The 16,499-nt window shown below is 29.3% G+C and carries 11 protein-coding genes; 1 reads left to right on the forward strand and 10 read right to left on the reverse strand.

Annotated elements, in window-relative coordinates:
* Nucleotide 1: 1 nt before the first annotated feature.
* From lepB to SHK09_RS13750, 7 genes are all read right to left on the reverse strand, one after another.
* Nucleotides 2-1,705, reverse strand: a complete 1,704-nt coding sequence (lepB, locus tag SHK09_RS13720; protein WP_319811358.1) for a signal peptidase I — start codon at nucleotides 1,703-1,705, stop codon at nucleotides 2-4.
* A gap of 84 nt (nucleotides 1,706-1,789) precedes the next feature.
* On the reverse strand, nucleotides 1,790-2,491 hold the full coding sequence (dapB, locus tag SHK09_RS13725; protein WP_319811359.1) for a 4-hydroxy-tetrahydrodipicolinate reductase: 702 nt from the start codon (nucleotides 2,489-2,491) through the stop codon (nucleotides 1,790-1,792).
* A gap of 1 nt (nucleotide 2,492) precedes the next feature.
* Nucleotides 2,493-3,077, reverse strand: coding sequence for a DUF5683 domain-containing protein (locus tag SHK09_RS13730; RefSeq protein ID WP_319811360.1), 585 nt, complete (start codon nucleotides 3,075-3,077; stop codon nucleotides 2,493-2,495).
* Entirely contained in the window at nucleotides 3,078-3,962 is an 885-nt protein-coding gene (locus SHK09_RS13735) for a ParB/RepB/Spo0J family partition protein (RefSeq protein WP_319811361.1), read from the reverse strand.
* 3 nt (nucleotides 3,963-3,965) lie between these two features.
* Nucleotides 3,966-4,730 (reverse strand): AAA family ATPase, encoded by a 765-nt coding sequence (locus SHK09_RS13740; RefSeq protein ID WP_319811362.1) that lies wholly within the window; start codon nucleotides 4,728-4,730, stop codon nucleotides 3,966-3,968.
* Nucleotides 4,731-4,923: 193 nt separating this feature from the next.
* Entirely contained in the window at nucleotides 4,924-6,384 is a 1,461-nt protein-coding gene (locus SHK09_RS13745) for an aminoacyl-histidine dipeptidase (protein WP_319811363.1), read from the reverse strand.
* 28 nt (nucleotides 6,385-6,412) lie between these two features.
* Nucleotides 6,413-7,045: an NAD(P)H-dependent oxidoreductase gene (locus tag SHK09_RS13750; protein ID WP_319811364.1), complete on the reverse strand. Its 633-nt coding sequence runs from the start codon at nucleotides 7,043-7,045 to the stop codon at nucleotides 6,413-6,415.
* A 112-nt stretch (nucleotides 7,046-7,157) separates the two neighbouring features.
* Here SHK09_RS13750 and SHK09_RS13755 point away from each other — a divergent pair, with 112 nt between their 5' ends.
* Nucleotides 7,158-8,432, forward strand: a complete 1,275-nt coding sequence (locus SHK09_RS13755) for a DUF2851 family protein (protein WP_319811365.1) — start codon at nucleotides 7,158-7,160, stop codon at nucleotides 8,430-8,432.
* 34 nt (nucleotides 8,433-8,466) lie between these two features.
* Here the strand turns inward: SHK09_RS13755 and SHK09_RS13760 are convergent, their stop codons facing one another.
* From SHK09_RS13760 to SHK09_RS13770, 3 genes are all read right to left on the reverse strand, one after another.
* The gene (locus tag SHK09_RS13760) at nucleotides 8,467-10,905 is read right to left on the reverse strand and encodes a zinc-dependent metalloprotease (RefSeq protein WP_319811366.1); all 2,439 of its coding nucleotides are present in this window, start codon (nucleotides 10,903-10,905) and stop codon (nucleotides 8,467-8,469) included.
* 130 nt (nucleotides 10,906-11,035) lie between these two features.
* Nucleotides 11,036-13,489 carry a thiamine pyrophosphate-dependent enzyme gene (locus SHK09_RS13765; RefSeq protein WP_319811367.1) on the reverse strand — a complete coding sequence of 818 codons (2,454 nt, stop codon included), beginning with the start codon at nucleotides 13,487-13,489 and terminating at the stop codon, nucleotides 11,036-11,038.
* Between the two features lie 159 nt (nucleotides 13,490-13,648).
* Nucleotides 13,649-16,459, reverse strand: coding sequence for an aminopeptidase (locus tag SHK09_RS13770; protein WP_319811368.1), 2,811 nt, complete (start codon nucleotides 16,457-16,459; stop codon nucleotides 13,649-13,651).
* Nucleotides 16,460-16,499 lie beyond the last annotated feature (40 nt).

Here is a 16,499-nt window from a genome sequence, read left to right on the forward strand (position 1 = left end):
TTTATTTTTTAGCCTTCTTTTTATTTCCTTTGAAAAAACTATACCCAATATATAATGCAATTAAACCAAATACAAGGTATCTGTAAGAAACAGGTTCTCCGTCTCCACCAACTGTGCTAAAGATTCTTTCCCAGCGTATCGATTTTATTTTTTCGCCAAAACTAGGTGCATTCGCATCCCAACTCCACCATACCATTACAGGTTTTCCTAAAACATGATCAAAAGGAGTATACCCAAAGTAACGAGCATCTAAAGAGTTGTGTCTATTATCTCCCATCATCCAATAATAATCTTGCTTAAAGGTATAAGATTCTACTTTTTCTCCGTTGATAAAAAGAGCATCTCCAACAATTGCTAAATCATTATTTTCGTAATTTTTAATAATTTGTTCGTAATAAGGTAAAGATTCTGAATCTAATTTTACAGTTGCTCCTGCTTTAGGAATGTAAATAGGACCAAAGTTATCTTGACTCCATTTATTACTTTTTATATGAGGAAAAATAGCATTATCTGCAGCGAAGTTTAATTTCTTAACAGAAATTGTTTCAGGTTTATTTCTTAAAGTATTGGCTTCTTCTTCTGTTAAATTAATATTTATTTTATTAGAAACAGATTCCATTTTCAAACGTCTTGCAAAATCAGGGTTTATACCTCCTGCAACCTCTGTATATAAAGAATCTGAACTTATTTTAGTTAAGTTTCCGTTCTGTTTTATTGCTACTTGTATTTTAGCATTGTTCCAATACTCAGAAAGAACTCTATAAACACCAGATCTTTCTTTTTTTATTAAGAAATTAGGGTATGTATTATTATTTATTGTAGATTTTGCTTCATAAGTATAGTAAAACTGAATTTTAGCTCTGTCTGGTAGTACATTTTTCTTCCCATTTATGTAAACGTAACCATTTCTTAATTCTAAAGAATCTCCTGCAATACCAACTGCACGTTTTACATAGTTTGTTTTTTTGTCTACTGGTTTGTAGGTAAATTTACCAGAAGTATCACCCCACATTGTTGCTAGTGTATCTGCTGGCCAGTTGAAACAAACAATATCATTATTTTTTATATTCTGTAAACCAGGTAATCTTGTATAAGGTAATTGAGGTTTTTTTAGATAAGAAGCAGATTTTGTAAGTGGTATAGAATCATGTACCATTGGTAATGCAATTACTGTAGATGGTACTCTAGCGCCATAATGAAACTTACTTACAAACAAGTAATCTCCTACTAATAAAGACTTTTCTAAAGAAGAAGTAGGTATTGTAAAAGGCTGCATAAAATAAGTATGCACTAAAGTAGCAGCTATTATTGCAAATGTTATAGAACTTACCCATTCACCAAGTTCAGAACGAGGTTTTAAGCTTCTTTCTGCATTGTATTTTGCATCGGTAGCATAATTAATATAGAAAATATATAATCCTAAAGTAACAATTACTAAAAATGAATCTAATTTTTTATAAAAACCAAAAGTTCTAACAGTTTCAATCCAAATTACAGGAAACATTAATAAATTAACAATCGGTATAAACAGTAAAATTATCCACCATTTAGGTCTATTTATAATTTGCATTAATACAACTCCGTTATAAATAGGAATAGCAGCTTCCCAAGCTTTTCTTCCTGCTTTTACATACAATTTCCAAGTTCCTAAAAAATGTAGTACTTGAATTACAAGAAAAAAGATAAACCATTCAGTAAAATTCATAATTGTAATATTTTAAAATCCTTTTAGAAAAGGAATTATTTTAGTTTTAAGTAAGGCGCAAATAAATAGTAAAAGTTACATTTTTTAACTGATGTTTAACACATCTTTCATGCTAAAAACTCCTGTTTTACCAATAATCCACTCTGCAGCAACAACAGCACCTAAAGCAAAGCCTTTTCTACTGTGAGCTGTATGTTTTATTTCTATAGAATCAACTTCAGAATCATACCAAACAGTATGTGTTCCAGGAACTTCTGGTATTCTTTTAGCAACAATAGGTATGTTTTCTTCGGATGAATCTTTGCCTAACTCCCAGTTTTGTTTAGAAGAATTTGCTATAATTCCTTCTGCTAAAGTTATCGCAGTTCCACTTGGTGCATCTAATTTTTTAGTATGATGAATTTCTTCCATAGAAATATTGTAATCTTCTAAATTACGCATCATCTTAGCTAGCTGTTTATTCAACTCAAAAAAAATATTTACACCTAAACTAAAGTTAGATGCATAAATAAATGCACCTTTTTCTTTTTCGCAAAGTGCTATTGCATCTGCATGTTTATCTAACCAACCAGTAGTACCAGAAATTACAGGGACTTTATTTTCGATACAGTTTGTAATATTATTAAATGCTGATGTTGGTACGCTAAAATCTATAGCTACGTCTGCCAAAGTAATATCGATAAGATCATCAACATCTTTTTTTATAACGATTTCATGTCCTCTAGAAATTGCTATTTTTTCAATTTCTTTCCCCATTCTACCGTAACCTAGTAATGCAATTTTCATTTTAAAATGTATATTTTAGTGATAAACCAACTTTTGGAGCTTCAAAAAGTATTGGGTCTTGAACAAAAGTAGGTCTTATAGATAAATTATCATCAGTATTAAATTGTAGTAAATGTGCATTTACACTTGCTTCTACAATTTGCAAAACGTATAAAATTACACCCCACATTAAAGATAAATCTCTGTTCTCACTTAATTGTTCTTGTGCTCTTTCTAAGGTTTCTAAAGAAACAGAAGCAACACCTAAGTCGTCTGTAAACTCATCTTGAAACCCAGTTTTTCTTAATTTATAAGCTCTTCTGTAACGTTTATATTCGCTATTGTTTTCTAAATAAAAATAAGTAGGTACAGCTAATGCTCCCCAAACTATTGGTGCTTTCCAATATTTCTTATTATAGATTTGTCCCATTCCAGGAAAAACCGCAGAATAAAAAGCAGCTTTAGCAGGTGCTAGAGGTTTGTAAACGCCTTCTTGCACAAATAATTTCTCTTTTGTTTTTTTTACTTTTGTAGAATCTTTCTGACTGAAAATGTTAAAAGCAAAAAGTAAAATTGAAAACGTGAATATGATTCTTTTTGAAATCACTTATTTTAATAAATTTTTAATACGATTAAAATCTTCTTCAGAATTAAAAGGAATAGATATTTTTCCTTTACCATTATTACTTACAGAAACGTCTACTTTATTGCCAAAGTATTCGCTTATATCTTTTAAACTATTTTTAACAAACGTTGGTATTGCTTTTTTCTTTGTTTTAGCAATCGAACCTGTTTTTAAGCTTTTTACTAAATCTTCCGTTTGTCTAACAGATAATTTATCTCGCAAAATCTTTTCGTAAATAGCCAATTGATCTTCTGTATTATCTACATTAATCATTGCACGACCATGTCCCATAGAAATAAAACCATCTCTCATACCAGTTTGTAAAATAGGATCTAATTTTAACAAACGTAAATAATTTGTTACTGTAGATCTTTTTTTACCAACTCTTGTACTTAATTCTTCTTGTGTTAATTGAATTTCATCTATTAAACGTTGGTAAGAAAGTGCAACTTCTATTGGATCTAAGTTTTTACGCTGAATGTTTTCTACCAATGCCATTTCTAGCATTTCTTGGTCATTCGCTAATCTTATATATGCAGGTACTGTTTTGTTTCCTATTAATTTAGAAGCTCTAAATCTACGCTCTCCAGAAACTAATTGAAATTTATTTCCTTCTAATTTTCTTACTGTAATTGGCTGGATTACGCCTAATTCTTTTATAGAATTTGCCAATTCTCTTAATGCCTCTTCGTCGAAGTAAGTTCTTGGTTGAAAAGGATTTACGTCTATTAAACCTAGCTCTATTTCTATAATACTACCTACTAATTTATCTGCATGTTTATCTGTAGCAGAATTAATATTAGGTGTCTCTTGTAATAAAGCAGATAATCCTCTTCCTAAAGCTTGTTTTCTGGTTGCTTTTGCCATTTTTTACGAATTCTTTTTTAATAATTCTTGGGCTAAATTTAAATAATTTACAGCACCTTTACTAGTTGCATCATATGCAATAATACTTTCACCATAACTTGGTGCTTCTCCTAAACGTGTGTTTCTTCTAATAATGGTATCAAAAACCATAGAAGAGAAATGTTTTCTAACTTCATCTACAACTTGGTTAGAAAGACGCAAACGAGAATCGAACATTGTTAATAAAAGCCCTTCTATATCTAAATCTGCATTATGAATATTCTGAACACTTTTTACAGTATTTAACAATTTACCTAAACCTTCTAACGCAAAATATTCACATTGAATAGGAATTATTACAGAATCTGCTGCTACTAAAGAGTTTAATGTTATTAAACCTAAAGAAGGTGCACAGTCTATTATAATGTAATCATAATCGTCTTTAATATCTTTTAATGCTTTTTTAAGCATGTATTCTCTATCTTCCTTATCTACCAATTCTATCTCAATAGCTACTAAATCTATATGAGCAGGTATAATATCTACATTAGGAGAATCTGTTTTTATAATTGCATCTTTTGCAGAAAGTGTATGTTCTAATACATGGTAAGTTCCACCTTCTACAGTTTCTACATCTATTCCTAAACCAGAAGACGCATTTGCCTGTGGATCTGCATCTATTAACAATACCTTTTTCTCTAAAACACCTAAAGAAGCTGCTAAGTTTATGCTTGTGGTAGTTTTACCAACTCCACCTTTTTGATTTGCTATTGCAATTATTTTGCCCATGAAAATTAGTCGATTTTTCTAAATGTAAAATTACATTTTTTTCTGTTTTTAAAAAGTGAAAGATGTTAACAAAAGAATAAAGTTTTAAAACACTGTATTTTAGTAGTTTAAAAAGAATATTTGATTCTTTTTTCACAAAAGAGCGCATAAAAAAACCGAAGATTTTCTTCGGTTTTAAACTTTTGTAATTTTATTATTTTTTTGGAATATTCTTTAGAATTTCAACTAAAAACTTCCAGAATTTTTGAGTAGATGTAATACTAGCTCTTTCGTCTGGGGAATGTGCTCCTCTAATTGTTGGGCCAAAAGAAACCATATCCATTTCTGGGTAATTCTGTCCTAGAATCCCACATTCTAAACCTGCATGACAGGCAGCAACTTTTGCTTTTTCACCATGTAAATTTTCATATAAATTAGAAACTACATCTAAAATTTCTGATGTAACGTTAGGTTGCCAACCAGGATATTCACCAGAAAGTTCAACATTAAAACTAGACAATTCGAAAGCAGCTTTTAAAGAATTTGCTAAATCTATTTTATTAGTTTCAGAAGAAGAACGAGTTAAACATCCAATTTTAATTGCACCTTCTTTTACTATTATTCTAGCTATATTATTAGAAGTTTCTACTAAGTCTGTAATATCTGGACTCATTCTATAAACACCGTTTAATGCAGCGTAAACAGATTTTACAAGACCTTCTTGCACACCTAATTCCATTACTTTTTCTGGAAGAGTAGTCTCCTTAATTTCTATAGTTAAATTACTTTCTAATGTGGCAAATTCTTCTTTTATTGTATTAATAAGTAAATTTGTTTCAAATAAAAAGGCTTCTTTAGAAATTGTATCTACTGTAACTAAGGCAACACTTTCTCTAGGAATAGCATTACGTAAACTACCTCCGTTAATTTCAGAAATTCTTAAACCAAAATTTGTAAAACCATCAAATAAAATACGGTTCATTATTTTGTTAGCATTTCCTAAACCTTTAATAATGTCCATTCCAGAATGTCCACCATTTAAACCTTGCACAGAAATAGAATATCCAAGCGAGTTTTCAGAAACAGCTTCTTCAGCATAAGTTCTTCTAGCGGTAACATCTACGCCACCTGCACAACCCATTCCAATTTCATCATCTTCTTCTGTGTCTAAATTTAAAAGAATATCTCCTTTTAAAACACCACCTTCTAAGCCCATTGCACCAGTCATACCAGTTTCTTCATCAATAGTAAAAAGTGCTTCTAAATTAGGGTGCTCTATTTCGGTTGAAGCTAATACAGCCATTATAGATGCAACACCTAAACCATTATCTGCGCCTAAAGTTGTACCATCTGCAGTTACCCAATCTCCATCGATTAGCATTTTAATTCCTTCTTTATCAAAGTCGAAATCTGTATCTGCGTTTTTCTGATGAACCATGTCTAAATGACTTTGTAAAACAACCGTTTTTCTGTCTTCTAAACCTTTTGTAGCTTGTTTTTTGATAATAACATTACCCACTTTATCTACAAATGTGTCTAAATTTAGGTTTTTGCCAAAATTCACCATAAATTCAATTACACGTTCTTCTTTTTTTGAAGGACGAGGAACTGCATTTAAATCTGCAAACATATTCCAAACTTCTTTTGGTGCTAAATTTCTAACTTCTGTGCTCATAAAAAATGTTTTTATTTAAAATGTAAATTTAAGAGATTTCAATAACACTATCTGTTAGTTTCTTCCTAACTTTTACTAAATCTTTCATATAATCATCTTCTGCTCTAAAACCTACTGGCATTACTAAAACAGATTTTAAATTATGCTTTTTTAAATTTAAAATTTCATCATATTTATCTGGTGTAAAACCTTCCATTGGGCAAGCGTCTATTTCTTGCGAAGCACAAACAGTCATTAAATTACCTAAGGCAATATAAGCTTGGTTTTTATTTGAAATAAATAATTCTTCTTGTGTTTTTTTAGCTATTTCTGCTGTTAGAAATTCTTTAAACGGAGTAATAATTTCATCTGCTGTATTTCTTACTTTTTTTACTAAGTTGAAATATTTCTCTACTTCTTCTGTTGTGTAGTTATCTTGAATACAAATAACCAATAGGTGAGAAGCTTGTACAATTTGTTGCTGATTCCAAGAAAAAGGCACTAATTTTTCTTGAATTTCTTTATTTTTAATTACTACTAATTTTAAAGGCTGTAAACCATAAGAAGTGGCAGTTAAGTTAAAAGCTTCTTTTAAAATTTGAACTTGTGTTTCTGAAAGTTCTTTATTGGTATCGAATTTTTTAACAGCATAACGCCATTTTAACTTATCTATAATATTCATTTGTTCTTTTTTTGAAATGCAAAAATAAGGCAATATTGTTGTTTTAAAGCGTGTTGTTAATTATATAAACTGATAGAAGTATCAATTTTTTTGTACTTTTAAAATAAAAAAGATGAATGAGGGTTTTCTGCACTATGTATGGAAATATAAAATATTTTCTAACGTAAACTTTAAAACAACAGATAATGAGCATTTGACAATTACAAAACCTGGTTTACACAATAAAAATGCTGGTCCAGATTTTTTAAACACTCACCTAAAAATTGAAGATCAAACTTGGATTGGTAATGTAGAAATTCATTTAAAGTCGTCTGATTGGTATTTGCATAATCATGAAATTGATGTGAATTATGATGCTGTAATTTTACATGTTGTTTGGGAACACGATGCAGCTATTTTTATGAAAAACAATAAAGCTATACCAACATTAGTTTTAAAAAATTTGGTAGATGAGAGTGTTTTAAATAATTATAGAAAATTATTTTTTACACCAACAAGTTGGATACCTTGTAGTAATTCTATAACTACAGTAGATGATTTTACATTTTCTAATTGGAAAGAACGTTTGTTTTTTGAACGTTTAGAAAGAAAATCTGATGAAATTAATATTTTATTACAACAAGAAAATAATAATTTCGAATCGGTTTTATTTCAGTTATTAGCAAAGAATTTTGGTTTAAAAATAAACGGAGATGCTTTTTTAAGATTAGCACAATCTGTAGATTTTTCTATTATTAAGAAAACTAGTTTTAATGAAAAGGAATTTTCTGCACTATTATTTGGGCAAGCAGGTTTTTTAGAAGAGGAGATAGAAGATGAATATCATAAAGAATTAAAAATAGAGTATAAGTACTTAAAACATAAGTATAATTTAGAGACAATACCAAACTCACAGTTTTCTTTTTTTAGAATGCGACCTAATAATTTTCCTACCATTAGAATAGCACAATTAGTTTCCTTGTTTCAGAAACACCAAAACTTATTTTCTAAATTGATAGATATAAATAATCTAGAAGAATTTTATGAGTTGTTTTTAATAGAAGTAAATCCGTTCTGGAAAACACATTATAATTTTGAATCAGAATCTAAATCATCACTAAAAAAACTTACAAATTCGTTTATAGATTTATTAATTATAAATACAATTATTCCGTTAAAGTTTTTATATCAAAAAAGTAAGGGAGAAGTAGATGAAGCCTCTTTTTTAGAAATACTAGAAAATATGAAATCAGAAAAAAATAGTATTCTTTCTAAGTTTTCTGAATTGAAAATAAAATCTAAAAATGCATTTGATTCGCAAGCGTTATTAGAGCTTAAAAACAACTATTGCGCACCTAAACGTTGTTTAGAATGCGCAATAGGAAAAGTTGTTTTAAATAAGAGCTAACTAAATTTATATGTTTTTAGAATAGCTTATTAATTTATTTAGGATCTAAAATATCGTTAATCATTACAACAGCATCTTTATAATGATATTTTGTAATTTTATTTACGGCTCTTTTACTAGCTGAGTTTAATTGATATTTTAATGTTGTTAACTCTCCACGAACAATAGAAGAGATGTCTGTGTTTTTTACAGAAGAATCGTTCATTAAGCTGTTTAAGTTGCTTATAAATGATTTTTGAAGGTTTCTTCTATATACGTCTACGTTTTTTGTGGTAGTTGCTTCAGAAAAAACACCTTTTCTTAAATCTCCAATCATATCTACAGCTGCATAATTATTGTCTTGAATAATTTCTGCATCAATCATTCTTTTTAAAGTTCTAGCGTTTAACAATGTTCTTAAAAATCTATTTTGATATCTAGACATTGATTCTGTGTAACCTGCTTCGTTAATCTTATTTAAGATATTCTTATCTAGTAACCAGTTTTGAGTTTCGAAAACATTTTTATGCAACCAGTTTAAAGATTCTTTTTGTTTGGCTTTTGTTACAGGAACATAAATATCTCCTGTTTGAGATGGTTTTTTGTTAAATTCATATACACCACCAATATTGCCTGCAACATGGCCAACGTATCTGTTCCAAACACTTAATAATTCACCATATAATTCACTTAAATCTTCGTAATTGTTAGTTTGATTAGAAGTCCAGTTTGGTAAATTTTTAGCTACAATTTTTAAATTTTTAACTCCGTAAGTACTAGATTTTACTTGGTCATTTCCAATTCCTTCCGTTTGTGCAGAAGGGTCGAAACGTTGGCCACCAAATCTATAAATAGGATTGTCTGCTTTATTTTCAATCCATTTATCTAAAGTTTTTACTTCATCTTCTGGTTTGTTCGCATTTTTAATTCTTCGGTATCCCCAGTTAATTGCATAATGGTCATATGGCCCTAATTGTCTAATGAAGCGAATGTTTTTATCACCAGGTTGTGCAACATAATTATACCTCGCATAATCCATTATAGTAGCTGCAATTCCGTTTTTCTGAGTAAAATCTCCATCACGTAAAGAATCTGTAGGATACGCAAAACTTGCTGCCATGTTGTGTGGTAAACCTAATGCATGACCAACTTCATGAGCAATAACCATTCTCATCATATCTCCAATTTCTTCATCAGAAGTATTTAAAGTTCTTGCAGAAGGGTTTGCTGCCCCCGTTTCTAATAAATATCTATTTCTATAAGATCGTAAGTGGTTGTGATACCAAATAATATCGCTTTCTAAAATCTCACCAGATCTTGGATCTGATACACTTGGTCCTGTTGCATTTCTTGTAGTACTTGCTACATATCTAATCGAAGAATAACGAACATCTTCCATACTAAATTCTGGATCTTCTTCTTTTGTAGGTGGCATTTTAGCCATAATTGCATTTTTAAAACCAGCAGTTTCAAAAACTTTCTGCCAATCATCTACACCTTGTTTTATGTATTTTCTTAGTTTTACAGGAGTTGCAGGGTCTAAATAATAAACAATTGGTTTCTTTGGTTCTACTAACTCACCACGATTGTATGCCGCTTCGTCTTTAGGTTCTAATCTCCATCGTTTAATGTATCTTCTGCTATCTGCTTTTAGTTCTTCTGAATTATAATCTACATTTCCTAAAGAAAAATAACCAACTCTTTTGTCGTAAACTCTAGACATCATTGGGTTTTCTGGTAGTAAAATCATAGATTGATTGATGCGCATTGTAATAGTATTTGTACTTCTGTTACTTGGTGGTGCATCTGCCTCGAAAGTAAAGTCTTGTACTACTTCTATATTTTTTGGATAACTTTTAATTGTGTGAATAAAGCTTCTAGAAGGATCTAATCTTCTAACTTTATATGTTTTTCTGTAAAAAGAAGGTAAGCCAGTTATAGCTTTAACATCTGTAGAAAAGAATTTTGTTACATCTATTAAAACTGCTGTAGAATCTATGTTTTGAGACTTTATATCGAAAGCATAAATAATTGGTTCTAAGTTATTTGCTTTTACAGATTTATATATTGGTAAAGAATCGTTTGCAATTGCGTTGTAAGATTTTACTTTTAAAAGTACTTTATTTTTATATTTTTCCCATATAATTACTTGTGTGTTAATTTTAGAACCAGCATTAACATAACCACCACCTAAATCTGCAGGAATTTCTTTAATTCTTGTTACTAGTAACATTTCTTTTCCTAAATAAGACTTCGGAATTTCATATATAAACGTATCGTTATTGTCGTGAACTTTAAATAAACCTTCATCGGTATTTGTACCTTTTTTTACAAAGTCGCTGTATTTAGGTGTTTTACTTTTCTTTTTAGGTTCTTTTGTTTCCGTTTTTTCGGTTTTTTTATTCTTCCTTTTTTTTATTCTTCCACTTTGACCATAAGAGTCTAACGGAATAGTAAATGCAATTAATAATGAAAATAAGAGTAATTTTTTCATGAGTTAGTTTGTTGAGAATTTAATCTACTAAATTATTAAAAACCTTTGAAGCTATTTCTTATAGTTATGTTAAAAAAAAAGCTCAAAAATCATAGATTTTTGAGCTTATGATAAAATTTAAAACTTGTTATTAGTATAAGCTTTTAAATTTGGTAGGGTTAGATTCATGCATAATGTCATATATTTTTTCGAAAATATCTTCTGCAGAAGGTTTAGAAAAATAATCTCCATCTGTACCGTAAGCGGTTCTATGTTGTTTTGCTGTTAAAGTAGCTGGTTTGCTATCTAAAAATTGGTATCCATTTTGTTTCTCTAAGATCTCTTGTAATAGATATGCAGAAGCTCCTCCTGGAACATCTTCATCAATTACTATTAACTTATTAGTCTTAGCTAAACTTTTTACACAATCGCTATTTATATCGAAAGGTAATAAACTTTGTGCATCTATAATTTCTATATTTATACCAACTTGTTGTAGTTCTTTAGCAGTTTCTTCTACAATTCTTAAGGTAGAACCGTAAGAAACTACAGTAATATCTGTACCTTCTTTAACTGTTTCTACAAAACCAATAGGAGTTTTAAATTCTGCCATATTTATTGGTAATTCTTCTTTTAAGCGGTAACCGTTTAAACATTCTACAACTAGAGCTGGTTCGTCACCTTCTAATAAAGTGTTGTAAAAACCGGCTGCTTTGGTCATGTTTCTGGGAACTAAAACATGCATTCCGCGTACATTGTTTATAATTCCTCCCATTGGAGACCCTGCATGCCATATACCTTCTAATCTGTGGCCACGAGTTCTTATTATTAGTGGTGCTTTTTGTTTACCAAAACTTCTGTAATGAAGTGTTGCTAAATCATCACTCATAATTTGTAAAGCGTATAGTAAATAGTCTAAGTACTGTATTTCTGCAATTGGTCTTAAACCACGCATTGCTAAACCAATTCCTTGTCCAATAATTGTAGCTTCTCTAATACCAGTATCAGAAACTCTAATGTCTCCATATTTTTCTTGAAGCCCTTCTAAACCTTGATTTACATCACCGATAAAACCTGCATCTTCACCAAAAATAATTACTTCTGGGTGTTTTTTTAGAATTGCATCAAAATTATCTCGCATTATAATTCTAGCATCTACTAAATTTTGGTTTTCAGCATATACTGGTTTATTAGCTACTACATTTAAAGCGCTGTAATTGCTCTCACTTAATAAATATGATGAATATTTATATGCAGCAGCTTCAATAGTTGTTTTTATAAAGTTTTGAAGTTCTGTCTTTTCTGCAAAATCTTCATCTTTTAAGTAACGTAGCGATTTTCTAGCAGCAATTAAAATATCTTTTCTAATAGGTTCTACTATCTTCTCTAAATCGTTTTTGTATTTGGTAATAAATGCACCATTATTACTTTTTTTAGCTACTCTATCTAGTAATTTAGCAGCAATAGTAACTTCAGAAATTAGCTCGTTATTAAAAGCGTTCCAAGCATTTCTTCTTGCTGTAGTAACTATTTTCTTAGCTTCTTTTTCTAAAAGGATTATTTCTTCTTCAGAATCTACAAAGCGTAAAGTTTCTCCAGAATCTGTCTCTAATTCAAAATCTAAAATCCACTTTCGCATTTTTGTAATACAATCGTTTTCTTGCTCCCATTGAAGTCTTTCTTTTCCTTTATATCTCTCGTGAGAACCAGAAGTAGAATGTCCTTGAGGTTGTGTTAATTGGTTTACATGAATTAAAACAGGAACGTGTTCTTCTCTAGAAATTTTAGCAGCTTTACTATAAGTATCTACTAGTTTTACATAATCCCAACCATTTACTACAAAAATTTCGTAACCATTGGTTCCTTCTTCTCTTTGAAAACCTTTTAAGATTTCAGAAATACTTTCTTTTGTTGTTTGGTGTTTTGCATGAACAGAAATTCCGTATTCATCATCCCAAACACTCATTACCATTGGTACTTGTAAAACACCAGCAGCATTTATAGTTTCAAAAAATAAACCTTCACTTGTACTTGCGTTTCCTATTGTTCCCCATGCAACTTCATTTCCTTTTTTAGAAAAATTAGTTTTATGTTCAACACTTTTTTCGTTTCTATATATTTTAGATGCTTGCGCTAAACCTAATAAACGTGGCATTTGACCTGCTGTAGGAGAAATATCTGCACTAGAGTTGTATTGTTCTGTAAGATTTTTCCAACTACCATCTTCGTTTAAACTGTGTGTTGCAAAATGCCCACCCATTTGTCTACCAGCAGACATTGGTTCTTTTTCTATATTTGTGTGTGCATACAAACCTGCAAAAAATTGTTGGGCTGTAAGTTCACCAATAGCCATCATAAAAGTTTGATCTCTATAATAACCAGATCTAAAATCACCTTTTTTAAAGGCTTTTGCCATTGCTAATTGAGGTACTTCTTTACCATCACCAAAAATACCGAATTTTGCTTTTCCTGTTAAAACTTCTCTTCTACCAAGCAAACTGCATTCTCTACTAATTTTAGCAATCTTATAGTCGTTTAGTACTTCTTCTTTAAAATCTTTAAATGAAAGTTCTTTTTTATCTTGAATTAGCGTTTTTTGTGACATTTAATCTTGATTTAGGCTTCTACAAAGATAGTTTTTTTAGTTGATATATTAAAAATATAAATATTTATTAAATATTTCGCAATACTAAAGACACAACGTAAGTGTTGTTTGTGAATAATGCAATAAAAGGGTTGGGTTGGTTTTTAGAATTTAATTTTTTTAAAAGAAACCTCTCTTAAAAAAATTATAGATTCTATTTACATCACCAGTAAAAGTGAATCGTATTTTTTGTGGATATGCTTCTTGCGATACTTCCCAACCATTATTTGAATATAATGGAAAGTAAATTTCAAATATATTATGTACAAAGTTAAATCTAATTCCGTTTTCGTAACCAAAGAAAAGATTTTCGTCTCTACTTTTCAAAAAAGCAATATCATTGTAAAATTCTGCCCAACGCCATAAACCAATACTAGAATTAAATGATAACATAAATTGGTTGGCAAACCTTGTTGGTAGAACAGATTTAAAACCACCTTCTGTAATAATAAATTGTTGACTAAAAATACCAGAGTCTTCAGAACGACCGTAATAATTTAGTTCAAATAAATAATCGTTTGCTCTGTCTAAACCAAAACTAAAATAATCTCCTTTAGATTTGTTATGAATAAATGCACCTGCAAAAACTCTAAAGTCTAATTGTGTATCTGAAGAAGTTAGTTTTCTAAACCTAAAATCTGCAGAAACTTTAGAAAAGTTTTTAGCAAATTCTGTATTAATACTGAAGCGAGTTTCATCTATAATAGCTGGGTTAATATAATTATAGCTTAAACTAAAAACACTATAATTGTCTTGTGCTGTTTTTGTTTCTAAAGGTGAAACTTCTTTATCTATATGAACAATTTTAGCTCTTATAAATTTATTTGTAGCATGCCTTAAAGATTTTCTTTTAAATTCTATATCTACATATGGTATTAGTGAACTATAAGATAATTCTGGTGCATATTGTAACGTGTTTCCAGAAATACCGTATGAAATTTTGTAAATGCTTGTATCTTCAAAAAACTGATTGTAAATAACAGAAAAGGAACCATTTATCTTGTTGCTTTTTGTTGCGTAACCTGGTGCGATTCTAAACTCTAGATTTCTTTTTATTAATGGCTTGTTGTGCACTTTTAAACCTAAAATTAAGCCATCATAAAAATTATAACCAAAACTAGGTTGGTAAAATAATTGATTATAATTTGGTGCTTTTACATCTTTTATTAAAGAGAATTTTAAGGGTTTATTAAATAGTTTTTTATCTGTATTGTAATAATTATCTAATGTGTTGTATTCTGGGTAAATGTTTTCGTAGTTTAAAACTAATTGATCAAACTGTCCTTTTTTAATACTTGTAGTTAAAGTATCATTAATATTAGAAAACCATTTTTTGTAAGCTATTTTATCGTTTTTTATTCCGTATAAAGCAATGGGAGCAGTAATGTTTCGTTTGTTTTTTAATGTAACTTTTAAGCTATCTTTTGTTTCTCTAACTTTACTTATTTTGTAATCTATTTTTTTATTTGTGTTTATATAGTCATTAAAAAACCATTCAATATCTTTTGTAGAATTTTTTAAAAGAACGTTTTTTAAGTCAGAACTTTTAGCAATAAGAAGTTTGTTTTTTTGATAAAATTCTTTAATACTTGTATTTAAAACAGCTTCACCTAAATACCCTTTTAAATAATTAAAGCCTAAACCTGCTTTATATTTACTAACAATTTTTCTATTAAAATTAGAAAGAGAATCTGCAGAAGTACTTAAAGATTGATCTAAATATTTTCTTGCTGTAAATTGATATACAAATGGATATTTTTCATTAAATTTTAACTTAGAAATATTAAATCTTTTTAGAAACCAACTATCAGAAGCTTTTCCTAAAAGCTTAATTTCTGGATAGAATTTGTTTACATACTCCATCATTAAGTAGTTTTGTAAACCATCTATTAACCAATAATCTTCTCTTTCATTTACTAGAAGTGTCTGTTTTAAGTACTTTTTAGAAAGCGCTTTAAATAAAGTTAAATCGTGTTTAAAGACATCTGAAAAAGGTCTTATAAAACTAGGTAATTGACTTAGCCCATAAACTGGGTTTTTTCTACGCATTACTTCGTCTATAAGAATTTTATCTGTAGGTAATTCTCCTAAGTAACTGGTTAAAAAATGAAGTTCTCTGTTTAAGATATCTTTTGTTAATTTTGCATCTAACTCTTTGTCTAAAATATCTGTCAGTATTTCATGTGCATCTGTAATAAACGTTTTAAAAGTATTTTTTTTCTGAATATCTATTATTACGTCTTTCTGATTTTTACCATTCAACTTATAGAAGTTAAAAGTACTGTCACTTTCTACAGTTTGTTTTAAGCTACCTATTAAAGTAAGCTCTTTGGGTGTTTTAAGTTCAATATTAAAAGTAGTATAATCTTCAAATAGATCATCTAAGTTTAAATTACTCATCAATTGCCAACCATCTTTATAGATTGCAGGAGTAATGTACCAATATCTCAAACGATACCCATTTTCATATTTACCATAACCTGTAAATTTAGCATTGGGTATTTTAGTTAAATAAGTAAGGTTTATAGTGGTGCTTTCTTTAGGTTTTAAAGGTTTTTCTAAGAATATTTGAATAATATCGGGCTTACTTTCAAGCTCTTTGTAAACAATACTATTGTAGTTTACAGAAATATTCTTAACATCAGAATATCCTAAATCTTTTTCTTTAGCAAAGTATAGGTCTTTTCTAAAATCTTCAATAAAACGTTTAGAGAGAGGTGTTTTTCTATCTTTAAAACTGTTTGCCCAGTTGTGTAGAAAAATATGATTTAAAGTGTCGCTAGAATTGTTGTAGAAAACAATTTCTTGCTGAATCATTAACTTGTCTTCATCTGCATTTAAAGTAGCTCTAATGTTTACCGCATTTTGTTGCGCAAAATTAAAGCTACTAAATAGCAGTGATAGTACAAATATGTAAAAATGTTTTTTCAATAATTATGAATAAAATATAAATTTTTACTTCGAATTACAA

The organism is Polaribacter sp. PL03, assembly GCF_033875165.1.
Classification (GTDB): domain Bacteria; phylum Bacteroidota; class Bacteroidia; order Flavobacteriales; family Flavobacteriaceae; genus Polaribacter.